The sequence below is a fragment of the Nocardia arthritidis NBRC 100137 genome (assembly GCF_001612765.1).
In the GTDB taxonomy this organism is placed as follows: Bacteria; Actinomycetota; Actinomycetes; order Mycobacteriales; family Mycobacteriaceae; genus Nocardia; species Nocardia arthritidis.
Map to the genome: position 1 here is coordinate 38,175 of NZ_BDBB01000044.1, position 18,738 is coordinate 56,912.

General features: G+C 66.8%; 10 protein-coding genes and 1 pseudogene. 2 read left to right on the top strand and 9 right to left on the bottom strand.

All coding sequences use genetic code 11. The features are described from left to right. Position 1 precedes the first annotated feature (1 nt). On the bottom strand, positions 2 to 4,294 hold the full coding sequence (locus NA8_RS26335) for an nSTAND1 domain-containing NTPase (protein ID WP_369690269.1): 4,293 nt from the start codon (positions 4,292 to 4,294) through the stop codon (positions 2 to 4). Between the two features lie 63 nt (positions 4,295 to 4,357). Continuing rightward, positions 4,358 to 5,227, bottom strand: a pseudogene (locus NA8_RS26340) (D-alanyl-D-alanine carboxypeptidase family protein). A gap of 247 nt (positions 5,228 to 5,474) precedes the next feature. Here NA8_RS26340 and NA8_RS26345 point away from each other — a divergent pair. Then, the gene (locus tag NA8_RS26345; RefSeq protein WP_063053046.1) at positions 5,475 to 6,125 is read left to right on the top strand and encodes a hypothetical protein; all 651 of its coding nucleotides are present in this window, start codon (positions 5,475 to 5,477) and stop codon (positions 6,123 to 6,125) included. 82 nt (positions 6,126 to 6,207) lie between these two features. On the opposite strand, the gene NA8_RS26350 is transcribed toward NA8_RS26345, so the two are convergent. Continuing rightward, the gene (locus NA8_RS26350) at positions 6,208 to 6,483 is read right to left on the bottom strand and encodes a hypothetical protein (RefSeq protein ID WP_157106935.1); all 276 of its coding nucleotides are present in this window, start codon (positions 6,481 to 6,483) and stop codon (positions 6,208 to 6,210) included. Next, positions 6,464 to 11,263, bottom strand: a complete 4,800-nt coding sequence (locus NA8_RS26355) for an FHA domain-containing protein (protein ID WP_063053048.1) — start codon at positions 11,261 to 11,263, stop codon at positions 6,464 to 6,466. The genes NA8_RS26350 and NA8_RS26355 overlap by 20 nt, the downstream gene beginning before the upstream one ends. A gap of 334 nt (positions 11,264 to 11,597) precedes the next feature. Here NA8_RS26355 and NA8_RS26360 point away from each other — a divergent pair, with 334 nt between their 5' ends. Continuing rightward, positions 11,598 to 13,307, top strand: coding sequence for a WXG100 family type VII secretion target (locus NA8_RS26360; RefSeq protein WP_063053049.1), 1,710 nt, complete (start codon positions 11,598 to 11,600; stop codon positions 13,305 to 13,307). Positions 13,308 to 13,450: 143 nt separating this feature from the next. Here the strand turns inward: NA8_RS26360 and tuf are convergent, their stop codons facing one another. From tuf to NA8_RS26385, 5 genes are all read right to left on the bottom strand, one after another. Continuing rightward, positions 13,451 to 14,641: an elongation factor Tu gene (gene tuf, locus NA8_RS26365; protein WP_063053050.1), complete on the bottom strand. Its 1,191-nt coding sequence runs from the start codon at positions 14,639 to 14,641 to the stop codon at positions 13,451 to 13,453. A gap of 114 nt (positions 14,642 to 14,755) precedes the next feature. Then, entirely contained in the window at positions 14,756 to 16,858 is a 2,103-nt protein-coding gene (gene fusA / locus NA8_RS26370) for an elongation factor G (protein WP_063053051.1), read from the bottom strand. 137 nt (positions 16,859 to 16,995) lie between these two features. Beyond that, complete coding sequence (rpsG, locus tag NA8_RS26375) at positions 16,996 to 17,466, bottom strand: 30S ribosomal protein S7 (protein WP_014353063.1); 471 nt, start codon at positions 17,464 to 17,466, stop codon at positions 16,996 to 16,998. A gap of 1 nt (position 17,467) precedes the next feature. Further along, positions 17,468 to 17,842 carry a 30S ribosomal protein S12 gene (gene rpsL, locus NA8_RS26380; protein WP_039801925.1) on the bottom strand — a complete coding sequence of 125 codons (375 nt, stop codon included), beginning with the start codon at positions 17,840 to 17,842 and terminating at the stop codon, positions 17,468 to 17,470. 341 nt (positions 17,843 to 18,183) lie between these two features. Beyond that, on the bottom strand, positions 18,184 to 18,738 hold the full coding sequence (locus tag NA8_RS26385) for a DUF3558 domain-containing protein (RefSeq protein ID WP_063053052.1): 555 nt from the start codon (positions 18,736 to 18,738) through the stop codon (positions 18,184 to 18,186).

An 18,738-nucleotide genomic window follows, 5' to 3' on the forward strand; every position in this document is an offset into this window, starting at 1 on the left:
GTCAGATCCCGCGGCAGGGCGGGGTGTCGTCGGCGCCCACAGGCAGCTCGTCCCGTTCGGCCCGGGTGTACTCGCGGTCGCTGATCGCGCAGAGCCGTCCCAGTACGTCATCGCGGTCGAGATTGATCGAGTACCGTCCGACACCTCCGCTGCCGGAGTACCTGCCGGGATTCAGCGCGTACAGGGCATCTCCGGAGAGATCCCCGTACCGCTGGTCCGGGATCTTCACATCGAAGATCTTTGCGCTGCGATCGAAGTCCCAGATCTCCAGTGTCCCGAGGTGATCGACCACCAGCAGGCCATCGTCGGTCATGCCAACCCCGCTGCCCGACGGAAACGGTTGTGCAGAAGGAGATTCCATACCGCTGTCGAAGTTCTCCACAGTGTCTTCCCCGGACTCGTACCTGATGTATATCTGTGGAGCGGCAGGGCTGACGAAGGCATCCTGCCTCTTGCCACGATCGATCGGTTTGACGGGTACCGAGCGGAGTACTCGTCCGTCATCCAGGGCCCGGACGGTATCGCCGTCGATGTTCTCGGTGAAGTACTGGTCGTTGTGCGTCGGGACGAGGGCCGCCTGCGCGCCGGCCCGTACCATCCACACCAGTTCGTCGATGTCGCGCCAAGTCCGCACGGTGTGGCCGAGCTGTTTCCCATCGCTGATCCGCCACCGGGTGACCGAGCCCGCGTGGAAGAAGGCCAACTCGTCGTCGCCGGGCTGCATGATTGATGTCGGTCGCCGCAGTCCAGGGCCGAGTTCGGGCGGGACGGGTAACGAAATACGTTGCTCGACAGCCAGTCCGGGCAGCGAGAAGATGGTGATGCCTCCCGTCGCACCGGCCACGATGAAGTGCTTCCGGTCGGCGGTGATCCGGTAGGCAGATTCGGGCGGAATCGAACCAGGCACGGCAAGGGTCACCGTGATACGCGCGACTTCCCTTATGACGGGGGTCATTTCGACGACGCGCACCGTTGCGTTCGCATCTTCTGAACCGCATGCGATTTCCACGACGAACGAGCCGTCGGGACTCCACTGGACAATCCGCTGTTCGGTGGCCGGTCCGGCGAACACGTTCATGTCCGAGATCGCCACGGCAGGCGCGAAGCGGAGCAGGCCACTCGGCGTGAACTGTGCCAGCCGCGGGCCGTCGTCGGCGGGGGCGACCAGTACCGTGGCCGACATATCCCGAGGGGTGGCTGTTTGGACGACGAAGGCCCGGCCGGTTCGCAGGTCGATGAGGTGGGTCTGGCCGAGCGTATCGCCGGCGAGGATGCTCGTCGACCACGCGTACCGTCCACTGCTATCGACGGCCCACTTGCAGTCCTCTGTCGTCGAGCCCGAGCCGCGCGGCGCCCGCAGACGTTCGGCCCCCGTCAGCGCGTCCGAGACGACCAGTTGGTCGTCGGAACAACCGGCGATCAGGCCGGTCGAGGTGATCTTACCGGCCGGCAATTCCCGAATCTGCTGTCCGGTCCTGGCGTCGCGCACGACGTTGCGCGTGGTCCCGATCTTCGACTCGCGCATCGCGATCATGGTGCCGGTCGGGTCGACGTAGTCCGGAAACTGGGCGAAATCTCCCAGCGGAGGCGGGGAAGAAGCCAGAACGGGCCCGCCACTGGCCATGTCGTACACCTCCAGCAGGTCGGTGTGCTGGGCCTGCTGCGGCTCCGCCCGTTGGACCTGCGCTCGGTTGAGTCGCACCGCGAGCCAGCGCGCGGTCTGATCCCAGCCGGTCGACACGCCATTGGGCAGCAGCGGTGCGGGCTCCGGCGGACGGACCGACGCAGGACCCGTGCGGTTTCGAACATCCCAGACGGCGACCGCACCATCGTCGGTAACCACGGCGAGCGCGGAGCCGTTCCGGCTCAGGTTCAGCGAAGCGACCTTCCCGGCGGTCGGTGGAAGTCGCCACGGCATCGGCTCATCGCCGAGCAGACCGGCCCAGACTGTGACGTCGCGGCCCTCGGCGACCGCGACCTCGGACCCGTCGCCACTTGCCGCCCCGAATGTCGCGCCGCGCCACAGGTCGGTCCGGTAATCCGTGACGGACGACAACCGCACCTGCTGATACAGCAGCGCTGTCCGCACCATCTCGTCGTCCGGCGCATTCCGCGCTGCGGCCTGCGCGAATTGCAGCGCCTTGTCCAGGTCGGAGTCGGCCACCCGCATGGATTCCGCCGCGAGGCTGCGCCCCGCCTGCAGCCGCAACTGCGCCGCGCGAGCCGCACTGCTCCGGTAGGCGACCACCGCCATCGACGTGGCCACGACGACCAGAACGGTGAGCGCTGCGGCCACCACCCGCAGGCGCCGCACCTCCCGCTCGCGCAGCCGGCGGCTGGCCGCGATGAATTCCTGATGTGCCTGCGGCACGTCGGATTTCCGAGCCTCGAGCAGGTCCTTCGCCGTCTCGAGAGCGGTACCGCGCAGCAGCGCGTCGTGCTCGCGACCACGCCGTTCCCAGTTGTCCAGGTCCTGCGCGAGGTGTTGCTGCCAGGCGCGGAAGTCGCGGTCGGACTGCAGCAGGTCATGCAGCCGTTCCCAGTTGTCGATGAGCGCTTGGTGTGCGAGCTCGACGGTATCCGCGCCGTTCTTGTCGCGGCCGACGACAACCAGGCGGTCGAGCGCCAGCCGTCCGGCCACACCGCGGAGTTCGGGGTACTCCCGCATCGGCAGCACCGCTCGAAGGAATCCGGCGCCGCTCGAGGTCGGCACCGCGAGCAGCTTCAGGAGCCGTTCCGCGTCGGCCCGCTCGGCGGGATCGGTGAACTGCGCCATGACCTGATCGGCCCGCCGGGCAATGGAAACTTCCACGCTGCCGACTTTTTCGTAATCAGCGAGGGTGATCCGGCCGCCGGTATGCCGATCCCACAGATCCGACAGCACCGACGCCAGCAACGGCAAACCGCCGGGTTGGTCGAAGACACCCTCGATCAGCCGCTGCACCACCGCGTCGTCCAGCACCACTCCAGCACGCGCGGCGGGGCGGCTGATCACGTCGCGCAGCTGCGCACGTCCCAGCGGTGCCACCGCAACCGTTGTGCTGCTGATGAATTCGGCTATCTCGGCGTCGAGTAGGTCATCCAGCGCGTCCCAGCGCAACGTCAGCACGATCGCCAGGCGTCCCTCGGTGTCGGCGCGGGTGAGTTCGAGCAACGCCTGCAATAGCGCACGGGCCTGCCGCGGGGCCGCCACGGCCAGATCTTCGAACTGGTCGACGAACAACACCGTGCCCTGTGGCGGAAGCTGTTGCAGCAGTCGGGCCGCGTCAGCGGCGTCGGGCGCGGCCTGCTCGATCAACCAGGTCGACAGTGGCTCGTCCGCGGCGATGCCGGAGCCGATCGCACGCACACCGGATTCCGTCGTGGCGTCGCCGCTCAGCCGGAATGCGGCGACCTGCCACCCCTGCTGCCGCAATCGCGGTATCACCCCGGCTCGGATCAACGAGGACTTCCCGGTACCGGAACGTCCGACCACCGCGGCGAAACCGGTCTGCCGCAGCGTCTCCCGCACCCGGGCGATATCGTCGTCCCGCCCGTAGAAGAACTCCGCGTGCTCCTCGTCGAACGGCGCCATACCGCGATACGGACTCGACAGCAGCGCCGGATTCAGCCGCAGCACCTCATCGATGGGAAGCATGAACGCGGTGCGGGTGTAGCGGCGGCGGTCGGCGGCGACCGCCATTCCGGTCACGGCGTGCGCCTCGGTGTCCCAAACGGCGGCGCCGCTGAACCCCTCGGTGATGGGCTGTCCACCGGTCGCTGCCTGCAGCTGCACCCAGCCCTGGCTCTGCGGGGCTCGAAACTCGCCGGACACCCAGACACCGCCGGGCATCTCGGCCGGAAATCCGAACATCCGGAACTCCCCACCCCAGGGCTGGCCCGCGGGCCAGAACGGCAGCGGTGCGATGGAATCCGGAGGCGCATCGAGGAGCTCCAGGATGGCGATGTCGCCGCGCCCGTCCTCGCGAATGGGGGACCAGTGCCGGATCCGGGCGAGCATCGGAACTGCGGCATTCACCGACGGAAAGTCCACGCGCACAGGCTTTTCGGGCACTTCGCTGTCCGTCGCTTCCCCAACCAGCGCGGCCGATACGACGTGAGCGCACGTCGCGATCAGACTGGGCCGCACCAGAAATCCCGCGCCGACCACATCACCTGTGGGCGTCAGAATCCGCACTGAGGCCCAGCCGAGCGGACCGGTTTCCGCAATCCCTTGCACGCGTCGAAGCCTTCCGGGGAAGTTCGGCAAGCGTAGCAAAACCGCCGATAGTGTGAAGGAATCGTCGCCGAGCACGGGCAGAAGACCGGAGACCGGATTGCCCGCGGACCGAACGGACCTCGGCGCGCGCAGCAGGCCTCAATTCACGAGCACTGTTGCCACCATGACGACCAGCATGACGAGGATTTCGACCAGGACGACACCGATCAGCGGTATTCCCGCCCTGACCGTCTCGAACAGCAGGCAGGTTCCCGCCGCGTCGGTCCATCCGGTCTTGATGCCGATGGTGCCGGGATAGTCGCGCAGCAGCCGGTTCGTGGTCTGCCACGAGTGAGCGCGGTTGGCCGGCCCGGCGGGCACGTGATAGCTCTACGACCCGGAGATCTCACGGAACACCGGCAGGCTCATCGCGCGCAGACCGAGAGCCACCAGGTCTGCCGGTGTGGAGTAGGTGGAGTGGTCGGTGGGGGCGGGCAGCCCGCTGGGGTCGGTGAAATGTGTTCCTACCAGGCCCATGTGACGCGCGGTGTGGTTCATTGCGGCGATGAAGCCGTCTCGACCGGGGCCGTAGGCCTCGGCGAGGGCATAGGCGGCGTCACAGCCGGACGGCAACATCACCGCGTAGAGGAGCTGTCGCGCGGTGAGCACCTCGCCGGGGACCAGGCCTGCGTCGCTTCCGTCGTACTCGGTGCAGTAGGCGATGGCTTCTTGCGGCACGGTAATGGCCCGGTCGAGGTCGCCGGCGTTGAGCACGACCAGTGCCGTCATCACCTTCGTGATGCTGGCTATCGGGACCGGGGCGTTCGGCTGTCGCGACCACAGCACTGTGCCGGTGATTGCGTCCGCCAGCGCTGCTCCCGACGCCTGCACCGCGTCCGGCTCAGACGTCAGCCAGGGCAACTGAATATGGGCGTCGCTCGCAGCGGGGGCGGCCACGACGCCATGACCGACTACCGCGACCAGCGCCCCGGCAACCACAGTCTGCAATAATCGGGCAAATGTCCCCATCACCACATTCTGCCGCCAAATCCTGCAATCAGCGGGATTTGGCCAACCGATTTAGCGCACATCCCGAGATTCAGCATCCAACTGGCTATTCAATTGGCTCTGCGCTTGACGCTTCCCGCGTGCGACCGCTCGCCAGCGGCATGGCCCGCAAGCGGCCAGGTCCCGCATCGGCCGCGCCTTCGCCCGAGGCTGCTCAGGCCACCGAACCGACACGAACCTCTAGCGCGCAATGACTACTGTCCTCGGTATGCGTTTGGCGGTCTTGGTAGGCGTGGTGCTGGTGGTCAGTGCGTGTTCGCAGAGCATGTCGGGCAATCCGCGGCCGGTGGCGGGCCCGGCGCAGTCGACCAGTCCACCGGCGCAGGCATCGGCGAACGGCTTGCGGGACCGGATCGCGTGGGTCCAGCAGGGGTCGCCAATAGATCTCGCCGCCTATCACTCCGCCACTATCGAAGGTGGACCCGTGACCGATCTGCGGGGCGATATCGCGTTCGTCAGCCCGACCCACAAGATCAGTTGCATAACCGGAGTCGAGTTCGATTTCGACGGGTTCGACTGCATGATCGAGCTGAAAAACCCGGCGCCCGCGCCGGGTGAGGGCTACGGACAGTGGTTCGGCGGATACGTGACCTACTCCGGTCAGCGGTTGACGGTGGGCCAATTCCGAGGTGACCCAGGGCTTTTCATTCACGGCGAAGGCCCGACCTTGCCATACGACAGCATGGTCACCTTCGGCGAATACCTATGCCGCCTGGCGACGACAGGCCTCACCTGCGTAAACCCCACTACGGGCAGTGGCGTGCAGATGAGCAGCGAGGGCGTCGTCCCGCTCGGCTGCCTGCACGAACTTCCGGAGGCCGAACGCGAACCGGCTGTCGGCCGCGCTTACGCCTGCTGATCGCCCACCGCTGCGTCATCCGGAAAAGGTGCTCGCCGACCGACCACTTGCCCGCGCTTTGCGTGTCGTGCCCAAAGCACAGCTACTCGCTGCCGAGGTCCATCCCGTCCAATCCTGCTTCCCGCAGGATGCGGGCCAAGGTGTCTTCGTCTATCGGCCGCTCCGGGGGCTCCGACTCCGAGACCGGATTCTCTCTCGCGACCGGGAGCATCTCGTCGTAGCCGGGGTCGCCGGGATGGAACTCCTCGAAGCCGCTGTAGTAGACGCCGTCCTCGGTCCGGCCGCGCAAGCGGACCAGGATCGTCTCGCCGTCCTCGGCGAGCATGGGCGGGCTGGTGTCATCGGAATACGCCGTCAAAATAATCCTTCAGCCGGTTCGCGAGTTGCTGGTCACCGAGAGCGAAATCCCGAAGCTGCTGCGGACCGTGCAGCCACGCCGAAAACGCCTCGCCGAACGCTTCGCTGGGTTCATCGTAGTAACTGTTCCACCGCTTGCTCTTGCCGATGGACTGGAGCATCGCCGAGTGCAAGTCGCGCCACCCCTGCGAATCGCTGAGCCATTTCCCACCGGTGCCGTACGCCGCATCCACGGCATGCCCGAATTCGTGCAGGACCACGTTGAGGCTACCGCCCTTCCCACCGGAGTTGATCACAATGCGCCGGGGGCCGCCCAGGTATACGCCTCGCACGGTGTTCCAACTGGTCCCAGGTTTGCGGCCGTACGGGGAGCTGCCCGCCAGGCTTTCAGTACCGGGCAGTTCGAGCATCGGGCGATTTCCGATGATGATCCCACCCCCGGGAACCGCGTTCATGTGCTCGCTGACGCGCGCGTAGATGTGGCTGGGCACGCGAGCGATATCCTGGACCATCCGCAACGTCTCGGGTGTCCGATCGATGATGTTCACGAATGCGCCGCCGTCGGGAGGCGGATAGGCGACGACGAACTCGAACGCGTCCGCGAGCCGCACGCTGTCGCCCGGATGCAGCATGACCTTCGTCCCCGGCTTGACCTCTTTCCCGTTGACGTAGGTGCCGTTCGTCGATCCTTCGTCACGGATCCAGACCCGGCCGGAGGGATGGACGCCGAGGCTGGCGTGCCGACGGGATATCTCGTTCGCGCGGGACAGACTGTCGGGCAGTTCCGTGCTGTCCCGGCCGAGCAGCAGCGGCTCGCCACCACGTGCCAAGTCCAGAGACACGTCGCCGTGTACGTTGTTGAGCTTCACCGGCAATGCACGCGGAGCGCTTTCCCGGAAGCCGTCCTCGAATCGCGCCGCGCCCACCCAATCGCCGAGACGAATCCGGTCACCCGGGCGCAGGCGCACCGGCACGTCCGGATCGACCTTGACGTTCTCGACCCAGGTCCCTCTGGTCGAGTTCTCGTCGCGCAAATAAACGTCGCCGTACTCGTCGCGGTAGATGGTGGCGTGACGGCGCGACACCGTGGTGTTCTCGGAAAGATGGTCCGCCATCGGCGAGTCCTGCCCACGGCCGATCACCAGCTCCTCGCCACGCCGCAGGCTGAGCGGAGGCAGACTCTCGTCATCGGACAATCTCAACTGCAGCGGCGCTTCCTCGCCCACGTGGAGTCTGGTGGAAACCTCGCCGAAGGTCACCCTGTCTCCGGCGTTCAGGTACCGCTTCTCCCCCGCCGGGATGGTCTCGTCGTTGACCTTGGTTCCAATCCAGCTGTCTCCGTCCGGGTCGCGCACCCAAACACGACCGTCGAGATCGCGCCCGACGACGACTTCCCGGCCCGGTCTTCCGATCACCATCGCATGGCCGTTGAGTTGACTGGTGTCGACGGACACCTCCTGGCCCGGCGCGAGGCGTAGCGGAAGCTTGCGCTCGAAGGGATCGAAATGCAGTTCGGCAGGTGGATGCTGGGTTGGCGCCTCGCCGCCGATGCGGGCGGTGCCGACGTAATCCGGACCGATCCCCAGATTGTCGCCCTCGGTGAGGGTCACTCTTTGGTTCGAAGCGATCCTGTCCCCGTTGACCCATACCCCTTCGGAACCCGGGTGGTCCCGGATCCACACGCGGCCGTCGTGGTCCAAGCCGAGAGTCGCGTGTCGTTCGCCGACATTGGGGATCCCGCGCAACTGAGACGCGAACGGCGAGTTCTGGTCGGTACCGATCACGACCGTTTCTCCCGGCGCGAGCCGCACCGGTGTCGCGCCCGCGCCGCTCCCGATTCGCACGCGGACCGGATCGACCTCGGTCGTCGCATCCGTCGGGACGAATTGCGCCGTACTGTCATACCAGCCGAGGCGCAAGTCGTCCCCGGGCTCCAGTACCCGGCGCTCGCCGCTGCCGAGCCGATCGCCGTTGACTCGGGTGCCGTTGCTGGAATCAGCGTCCCGGATCCATACCCGGCCGTTCTCATCCATGCCGACGATCGCGTGGCGTCGCGAGATACTGTCGCGCCCGAGCGCTTCGGGGTGCACCATCGCACGACCGATCTCGATCTCCCGGCCGCGGTGGAGCTTCAGAACGGGTCCGTCGTTGCCGAACAGTCGCACTTCGGCCATCTGACGCTGGAATGTGACGCCGAGTTCCAGATCGCGACTGAACATGACGTCTTGGCCGTCGTAGATCCGCACCCAGCGACCGCCGGTCAGCTGTTTGCCGTCGACGAAGGTGCCGTTCATCGAGTTGTCGTCTCGAAGCAGGACATGGCCTTGCTCGTCCACCGTTATGGTCGCGTGGCGGCGCGAAACTCTGTCTCCGGCCATGTTTTCCAACAGCGCGCCGTCACCACGACCGAGCACGTACTCCTGGCCTGGAATCAGGCGAAGCTGAAGGCGCGCGTTGTCGGGGCCGGTCAGCACCATGTCGACGTAGCCACCGTCGGGATGGCGGTAGAACTGGGTGAATCCGGCGGGAGGGGCATCCGCCGCGAGCCGGTATCGGTCCTGGCTCGCCGGTTGGTCGTGTAGCTCGACGCGCGGCTGCGGCCGTGTCGGCGGGCCGTCATACGTCGGTTCGTCGGTCCGGGCGCGGGGCGTCGGCTCTTCCTGCGCCGCAGGAGCCTCATCCGCTGCCGACCGCCGTCCGGCCGGGTCGGCCTCATCGACCGGAGGACGCGGCCTCGACTCGTCCGGAACACGCGAATCGTCCCGCACCGGCGGCCGACCGTCCGAGGCCATCTCATCGACCGGAACCCGCGGCGTCAGCTCCTCCTGCCGAACGAGCGGACCATCGGCATTCCGTGGCAGCGGCGGCGGCTGGTCACTGCGGCCGCGTGGCGCGACAGCCGAGCCGCTGACCTCGTTACCGCGCGGTGCGGGTGGCCTGCCGTTGCGCCCATACGCGTCGGTCCCGGGCGGCCGGTCTTGTCGTGGCGTGACGGACACCGCCCGGCCTTCACCAGGGACGACTCCCGGCGCCGAGCCGGGGGACTGCGGTGACACGGGCGGCAGGACCCCGCGCCCGGCGTCACCGCCACCCGCGGCATGCTCCTCCAACGCGGTCATCCGCTGGAGCATCCCGTCGTACCAGTCCCGGCGGCCCGCGGCGTGGAAGACCGGGCTCAGCTCTTCGACCCGCTGCCGGATCTCGTGCAGCTCCGGGCGAGTGAGAGCGTGGTCGTTCCACAAGATTTCGAAGCTGTCTCCGTAGCGCAGGAAGTTCTCCGCGAAGGGCCCGACGACATACTGCGCATCGGTGAAGTTCTCGAATGCGCGGCTGTGGTCGATTCCCCACACATTCCCGGCCGGATCGACCATCCAGTTGTCGCCATTGCGATCGGGTATGCGTATCAGCACGTCCATGACGCCCTGGCGCATTCCCGCAGGACCGCTGAGGACCTCCTGGGGGAACGCGCTTCGCGGATACGTCTCCGCCGCCACCGTGCCGGGCACCACCTCCAGGTAGACGTGGTCGCCGATGACATGCACCGCGGGCACCCGTGCGCCCACCGCGTCGCCGACCAGCGAACTCAAGAATTCCGCGTGTGCGTGTTGCGGATCGGAGACCACCTTGTGGATCACCTCGGTGCCGTCGTGGAAGACGAGCCGCTCCACCACTTTCGCCGACTTGCCTTCGGTGCTGAAGCGCTCGATCGCCTCCACCCTCGGTGGCTCACCCGAGCTCAACAGCTCATTGACGCGCGACGCGAATTCCCAGTGGCGCAGACCGAGTCGAGGGGCGTCACTTTCGGAACGCACCGCGTTGCGGCCTGCGGCGTGGACCCGGATCGCACTACCCGCCGCGCCGACGAACCCGCTGCCGAAGCCGGTGATCGCGGATTCGCGAACCATCTTGAACAGATCACCGAGGCTGTGGATCTCGTCCATGTGGATCAACACCGAGGGCACCGCGCCGGCCAGACCGCCCGCGAGGCCGCCCGCGCCGCCGAGCAACATCGTGCCGCCCAAATGCGCGGCGAGCCGGCCGGAGGGACTGATCGCTCCGCCGCGCGTCCAGCCCAGCACGCGCGGCGCGAGCCTGCGCCCGACCTCCGCACCCGCCACGCCGCCGACCACGCCACCGAGGAGCATTTCCAAGAAGGCGCCCACGTCGAACTTGTCGCGCACGCCGTCCTTCAGATCCCACAGCTGTGCGCCACCACTGATCGCGGCACTTGTCAGAAGGCCGACCTTCGCCGCGTGGACAGCGGTGTGCAGCGCAGCTCGTTCCGCCGCGCCCGCGACCGCCCGCTCGCCCACTTCCGCGGCCAGTCGCGCAGCCGCAGCGGCCATCGCCCGCTCGGCCTCGATCCGGTCGATCAACGCCTTCGCGCCACCACCTTGGAAGAACAGCAGCGCGTCATAGGCCAATTGAGCCGCCAGCGCGATTCCCATCGCGATCAGGAGATGCTGTGTCTGCACAGCCGAATCGGCCACATCGTGGCACTGTTTGCCCAGGCTCTGACACACCGCCGCCTGATCACGCATGGATTTCACGACCACACGATGGCGTTCGGCCAGCGCCGTCGATGTGGCGCCCTCAACGGCCTGCTCGGTGCCCGCCGCCTCGGTCTCGTATCGGGCGGCCGAATTGTTCAATTCACCGGAAGCCACCAGGTACGCGTCACCATTACGACGCATTCCATCGACATCGGTCTCCGGCCAATGGCCCAGGACCAATTCCCGCACAGCCGAGGGCACCTCGGCCAGCAAACCGCTCGAATCCATCGCAGCTTGCCTCCCGGCACCCTCACAGTCGCTGCGAGACTATCTAGACATATCGGACCGCGATCACTATTCCCAGCTGTGGAGATAGGGCCTACCGGGAGAGATACCGGCCGCCAGGACTCGTGGCATGGTGCCGAACTGTTGAGAGTGCAACTACTGGACGAGGCAGCGATTCGAACCCGCATCTCCGAATCCAGCATTCCGCCAGCCAATACTTTCGGGGTGGCCGGGGAAGCGGCCTCGATCCAACGCTCCGTGCAGCGGCAGTCGCACCGTAGGCGAGAAAAGCGACCGTGCTGCCGCGACAATGGATTGCAGTGCGTAGGGAGAAAGTGTGGGCGAGAAGTTTGCGGTCGACCCGGATAAGTTGCGCGATCACGCACCGCGGTTCGACCTGATCGGGGCGGATGTGGCGGCTACCGTGCGGAAGCTGCGCGCTGCCCTGGCCGGGGAAGGCGAACCCTGGGGCAAAGACGATGCCGGCCGCGCGTTCGCCGAATCCTACGTTCCGGAACACCAACGGACGATGACCGAGTTGAACAGCCTCGTCGAGGCACTCCAGCAGGCCGGCACCGATCTGCGCCACCTCGCGGAGAACTTCGAGAACCAGGACCGGGCCATCGGGCAGCGTATCCACAACGCCGCCGCTGAAATCCAGAACGATCCGGCCGCGCTTCCAGTGCGTGTCGACGCCGGCCCCACCCATCGGCTCGACCCCAGCGCCGCAGACGTACCGACCGCCGTGCGGCCGTTCGCGGGATCTCCCGTACCCACTGCGGCCGTCACGGCGCCATCGCCGAGACAACCGGCTTCCGCCGCCGGCTCACCGGCCGATCGGTCACCGCTCTCGTCGCCGCCTGCGCAAACCCCGCGCACCCCCGGCAACGGGCCCGCCTCCGGTCAGCGGCCGGGCCAGGCCGGGGGAGATCCGAACGGCGCCGACCATCGCGGCACCGAGCAGCCGGGCTTACCCGGCCCCAGCGTGAACCCGGCTCGTCAGGCGGATGCCGCGCTCACCCGTCCCGCGCCGGGCGATCGGCCGTCGTCCCCGTGGACGAGGGCCAACGCCGAAACGAGGCAAGCCGCTGGCTCGCCATCCGCTGCCACGCAATCCGCCGCGAAGCGATCCGGCGCGGCCGGGCCGAGCACGCCGTGGTCCAACGCCGCCGGTCGACCGCCGAGAGTGTCCGCCCCGGACGCGGGCACACCCGGTTCTCCGCCGCGCATGCCCGGGCGACCCACCGCACGACCGGACCAGAAGGACGAGAAACCGGACCGGAAGGTGAACGCCACCGCCGAGTCGGTCGCGGCACGTCTCGCCAGAGAACTGGCCGAGCGCCACGGTGTGCGCGCCTTCGGCTTCGAGACGCCGGGCGTGGCGGTAGAGGTACTGACCGAGATCGTCGCCGCGGTGGACGACGTGCTGCCGCGATACCCGCAGATAGCCCTGAGCGCCATCGGAATCGAGGAACTGGCTGACGGCGAAACGGCTCTGCTGGAATGGGATTCGGTCACGACACCGGACGCAGCGCGCAACTCCGATGGCGCTCCCGATTCGTCCGATCAGCACTTTCCGGGGGCGGCCGAAGCGCTGCCTACCGCACGTATCGTGCTGGCGGTGCGTGCTGCCACCGATCCGCAGCAATTGCGGCAGACCGTCACCGCGGCCGACAACGCGGGCCTGCTCGCGCCGGGATGCGCACGGCGGCCGGTGTACTCGTCGATCGTGCGGGAACTCGGCAGAGCGCTCGACGGGGCAGGCCGCTTCCGTGCTCGCGCGGCCGCGCAGCGTGCGCTGCTCACGGCGTATCTGCCGCAGCTGAACCCGGAGGACAAGAGCTCGCTGAATCGCACGGTGTCCGGCTTCCAGGAGTGGCGGTCGCGGTTGAGCGGCCACAGCTTCGACCACGGACGGTTCCAGCCCGCCGCCGCGCTGGCCGAGGCATTCACCGACGTCGTCCTCAACGCCACCCAGGCCGCACCGCCCGCGCAGGTGCTGCACCGCCTGCTGGTCACCACCGCGACGTCCCCCACGCCCCGGTGATCACTGCAATTCTCGCGGACGGTCGTCCAGCTCAGCAGCGAAGGCGTCGTTCCGCTCGGCGCATCTGCATAGCCGTTCGCCCCCGGGAAACGCGAACGGCGCCGCTCCACGAGGAGCGGCGCCGTTCCCAGCGATTCAGTGAATCACTTGATGATCTTCGTGACGCGACCGGCGCCGACGGTGCGGCCACCCTCGCGGATCGCGAAGCGCAGACCCTCGTCCATGGCGACCGGCTGGATCAGCTTGACGGTCATCTCGGTGTTGTCACCGGGCATAACCATCTCGGTGCCCTCGGGCAGGGTCACAACGCCCGTCACGTCAGTCGTACGGAAGTAGAACTGCGGACGGTAGTTGTTGAAGAACGGGGTGTGGCGGCCACCCTCGTCCTTCGACAGGATGTACGCCTGGCCCTCGAACTCGGTGTGCGGGGTGGTGGTGCCCGGCTTCACGACGACCTGGCCGCGCTCCACGTCCTCACGCTTGATACCACGAACCAGCAGACCGACATTGTCGCCCGCCTGGCCCTGGTCGAGCAGCTTGCGGAACATCTCGATACCGGTGACCGTGGTCTTGGTCTTCTCCGGGCGGATGCCGACGATCTCGACTTCCTCGTTCACGTTGATCACGCCACGCTCGACGCGACCGGTGACGACGGTGCCACGACCGGTGATCGTGAACACGTCCTCGACCGGCATCAGGAACGGCTTGTCGGTCTCACGAACCGGGTCCGGGATGGACTCGTCGACCGCGGCCATCAGCTCCAGCACCGACTCCGACCACTTCGGGTCGCCCTCGAGCGCCTTCAGGCCGGAGACCCGCACGACCGGCGCGTCCTCGTCGAACTCCTGCGAGGCCAGCAGCTCGCGGACCTCCATCTCGACGAGCTCGAGGATTTCCTCGTCGTCGACCATGTCGGCCTTGTTCAGCGCGACCAGGATGTAGGGCACGCCGACCTGGCGGGCGAGCAGCACGTGCTCACGGGTCTGCGGCATCGGGCCGTCGGTGGCGGCGACCACCAGGATGGCGCCGTCCATCTGCGCCGCACCGGTGATCATGTTCTTGATGTAGTCGGCGTGACCCGGCGCGTCGACGTGCGCGTAGTGGCGCTTCTCCGTCTGGTACTCGACGTGGGAGATGTTGATCGTGATACCACGCGCCTTCTCTTCCGGCGCCTTGTCGATCTGATCGAACGCGAAGCTCTCGTTCAGATCCGGGTACTTGTCAGCCAGCACCTTGGTGATCGCCGCGGTCAGCGTGGTCTTGCCGTGGTCGACGTGACCGATGGTGCCGATGTTGACGTGCGGCTTCGTCCGCTCGAACTTCGCCTTCGCCACTTTTTTGTCCTCCTGGACTTGTTGGTGCGTGCAGTTGCAGCAGTGCGGTTACTTGAAAAGGGGTCGTACTGACGCCCGGCTGTCGGGGCAAGTGTGGCACTCGCCCCGACGGTCTCACTCGCCGGTCGCCTTGGCGATGATCTCCTTCGACACGTTGGCCGGAACCTCCGCGTACGAGTCGAACACCATGGAGTAGTTCGCCCGGCCCTGGGTCTTCGACCGCAGGTCACCGATGTAACCGAACATCTCCGAGAGCGGAACCAGCGCCTTGACGACACGGGCACCACTGCGTTCCTCCATGGCCTGGATCTGACCACGGCGGGAGTTCAGGTCGCCGATCACGTCGCCCATGTAGTCCTCGGGCGTGGTGACCTCGACCGCCATCAGGGGCTCGAGGATCACCGGACCGGCCTTGCGAGCCGCTTCCTTGAGCGCCTGCGCGCCCGCGATCTTGAACGCCATTTCCGACGAGTCGACGTCGTGGTAGGCGCCGTCGAGCAGCGTGACCTTCATGTTGACCAGCGGGTAGCCGGCGAGCACACCGTACTGCATGGCGTCCTGGGCGCCCGCGTCCACCGAAGGGATGTATTCCTTCGGCACACGGCCACCGGTGACCTTGTTCTCGAACTCGTAGTGCGCGCCGTCCTCGCCGACGAACGGCTCGAGCGCGATGATCACCTTCGCGAACTGGCCGGAACCACCGGTCTGCTTCTTGTGCGTGAACTCGAGCTTCTCGACCTTCTTGGTGATCGTCTCGCGGTAGGCCACCTGCGGCTTACCGACGTTCGCCTCGACCTTGAACTCGCGCCGCATCCGGTCGACCAGGATGTCGAGGTGCAGTTCGCCCATGCCGCCGATGACGGTCTGGCCGGTCTCCTGGTCGAGCTTGACCGAGAAGGTCGGGTCCTCTTCGGACAGGCGCTGGATCGCGGTGCCCAGCTTCTCCTGGTCGGACTTGGTCTTCGGCTCGATGGAGACCTCGATGACCGGGTCCGGGAAGGTCATGGACTCGAGCACGATCTGGTTCTGCGGATCGCACAGGGTGTCACCGGTGGTGGTGTCCTTGAGGCCGATGACCGCGTAGATGTGGCCCGCCGAGGCGGCGCCGACCGGGTTCTCCTTGTTGGAGTGCATCTGGAACAGCTTGCCCAGACGCTCCTTCTTGCCCTTGGTCGAGTTGATGACCTGGGCGCCGGAGTCGACCTTGCCGGAGTACACCCGGACATAGGTCAGCTTGCCGAAGAACGGATGCACCGCGATCTTGAACGCCAGGGCCGCGAACGGCTCGTCGGCGCTCGGCTTGCGGGTGAGCAGCTCCTCTTCCTTGCCGGGCACGTGGCCGGTGGTGGCCTCCACGTCCAGCGGCGAGGGGAGGTAGTCGATGACCGCGTCCAGCATGGGCTGCACGCCCTTGTTCTTGAACGCGGAGCCGCACAGCACCGGGTAGAGCTCGGAGGTCACCGTCAGCTTACGGATGGCGCCCTTGATCTCCTCGATGGTCAGCTCTTCGCCGCCGAAGAACTTCTCCAGCAGCGCCTCGTCCGACTCGGCGACGGTCTCGAGCAGTTCCTGGCGGTACTGCTCGGCCCTCTCCTTCAGGTCGTCCGGGATCTCGACGACCTCGTACTGCTCACCGAGCTTGGTCTCGCCGCGCCAGACCTTCGCGTTGTTCTCGACCAGGTCGATGATGCCCTCGAAGGTGTCCTCCGCGCCGATCGGCAGCTGGATGACCAGCGGCTTGGCGCCGAGGCGGTCCTTGATGGTCTGCACGGTGAAGTAGAAGTCCGCACCGAGCTTGTCCATCTTGTTGACGAAGCAGATCCGCGGCACGTCGTACTTGTCCGCCTGACGCCACACCTGCTCGGACTGCGGCTCGACGCCTTCCTTGCCATCGAACACCGCGACGGCGCCGTCGAGCACGCGCAGCGACCGCTCCACCTCCACGGTGAAGTCGACGTGCCCGGGGGTGTCGATGATGTTGATCTGGTTGTCTTTCCAGAAGCACGTGGTAGCCGCGGAGGTGATGGTGATACCACGCTCCTGCTCCTGCTCCATCCAGTCCATCGTGGCGGCGCCGTCGTGGACCTCACCGATCTTGTAGGTGATGCCGGTGTAGAAGAGGATGCGTTCGGTTGTGGTCGTCTTGCCCGCATCGATGTGGGCCATGATGCCGATGTTGCGGACCTTGTTCAGGTCGGTGAGCACGTCCTGTGCCACGGAAATCTTCCCCGCTCGTAGCTAGTTGGGATTATCGGGGACGACCCTGTGGTCGCCTCTATGTCAACGCCGGACGCGGCCGGTGAGTGCCGCGTTCCGGCTGTGCCTCCCGACCCAGACGGCGGGCCGGGTAGACGTCACCAGCGGTAGTGCGCGAAGGCCCGGTTGGACTCGGCCATCTTGTGGGTGTCCTCGCGACGCTTGACCGAGGCGCCGAGGCCGTTGCTGGCGTCGAGCAGTTCGTTGGCCAGGCGCTCGACCATGGTCTTCTCCCGGCGCGCACGCGAGAAGTTGACCAGCCAGCGCAGGGCCAGGGTGTTGGCGCGGCCCGGACGGACCTCGACGGGAACCTGGTAGGTGGCGCCACCGACGCGGCGGGGCTTCACCTCCAGCGACGGCTTGACGTTGTCCAGCGCGCGCTTGAGGGTGACGACCGGATCGGTGCCGGTCTTCTCCCGCGCCTGCTCCAGCGCACCGTAGACGATGCGCTCGGCGGTGGACTTCTTACCGTCCAGCAGGATCTTGTTGACCAGCTGAGTAACCAGCGGCGAACCGTAGACCGGGTCGTTGATCAGCGGACGCTTGGGTGCGGGGCCCTTGCGTGGCATATCAGCTCTTCTCCTTCTTGGCGCCGTAACGGCTGCGGGCCTGCTTGCGGTTCTTCACACCCTGAGTGTCGAGCGAGCCGCGGATGATCTTGTAGCGGACACCGGGAAGGTCCTTCACACGACCGCCGCGCACGAGCACCATGGAGTGCTCCTGCAGGTTGTGCCCCTCGCCCGGGATGTAGGCCGTGACCTCGACCGAGCTGGTCAGGCGAACACGCGCGACCTTGCGCAGCGCGGAGTTCGGCTTCTTCGGGGTCGTGGTGTACACGCGGGTGCACACGCCACGACGCTGCGGGCTCCCCTTCAGGGCCGCGGTCTTCGTCTTGGCGACCTTGTCGCGGCGACCCTTGCGGACCAGCTGGTTGATGGTTGGCATAGACCGGCTTTCCTTATTAGTTAACGCGGTGTGTGGACTTCATGTCTGTTTTAAGTTCGCGGCGCTCCCGGGGCCCTTCGCAGAGGCAAGCTTCCGCTTCGGGCCCGTCGTTCACACCGCTGTCATCGAGCTTTCACTCGCACGTCCGGCCACGTTTCTCGCGTCCCGAGGTCGGGCGTGTCGCGCGCGGCGCGGAGCCCTGATTCCGGGCACGCTGGAGTCGTCGGCCGCTTTCGCTGGCCTACGGTCACGCACGAACTTGCCCGCAAGCTTCCGGGCACAGCGATCCACGATACCCGTGGCCGGGACACAGGGTCAAAGCGGGTCGGTTCGAGGATCGTCTACCTGGCCAGGTTCAGGGTCATTTCCATCAACTTCTTCGCCGCGTCGCACGGATCCGGGTGCCCCGAACCGGGCCGGTAGTTGATCCACCAGCCGATCACGCCGTTGTCCGGCGCACTCGCCGTCACACCGCAGGAATCCGGGTCCTTCGGCCTGCGGATCTGCAATGCCAGCGAACTCTGGATTGTGATGTTGGTGGTTTCGTAGCCGAGCTTGTTGTTCGTCTGCTTCTCGTTGCTCAGCGTCCCGTTCTCGTACCAGTTGAGCGTGGCCATCCCATTACCGCCGGGCGCGCCGATCAGGTCCCACATGCAGACCGCGCCGAAGAAGGAGTCGCTGACCTGGACGCCCCCGCCGATCGCCTCGCCGATCTGGTCGTGGGAGAGGATCTCGCATTCCCGCAGCAGCTTGTCCAGCCTGGTGTTGACCGGCTGGCTTGCGCCCACGGGCTGCGCGGTTCCGGAGATCACCTGGCCGCACCCGACCGCGGACAACGCGAGGACCACTGCGGCGGCGGCCGCGCCGCGCCTGCACAGGTCTCGGCCGACGTTCAC

Excerpts from the sequence above, each read along its gene's own strand:
- NA8_RS26345 (WP_063053046.1), top strand. The coding sequence starts at position 5,475 with ATGCGTTTGGCGGTCTTGGTAGGCGTGGTGCTGGTGGTCAGTGCGTGT.
- rpsL (WP_039801925.1), bottom strand. The coding sequence starts at position 17,842 with ATGCCAACCATCAACCAGCTGGTCCGCAAGGGTCGCCGCGACAAGGTC.
- rpsG (WP_014353063.1), bottom strand. The coding sequence starts at position 17,466 with ATGCCACGCAAGGGCCCCGCACCCAAGCGTCCGCTGATCAACGACCCG.
- NA8_RS26355 (WP_063053048.1), bottom strand. The coding sequence starts at position 11,263 with ATGGATTCGAGCGGTTTGCTGGCCGAGGTGCCCTCGGCTGTGCGGGAA.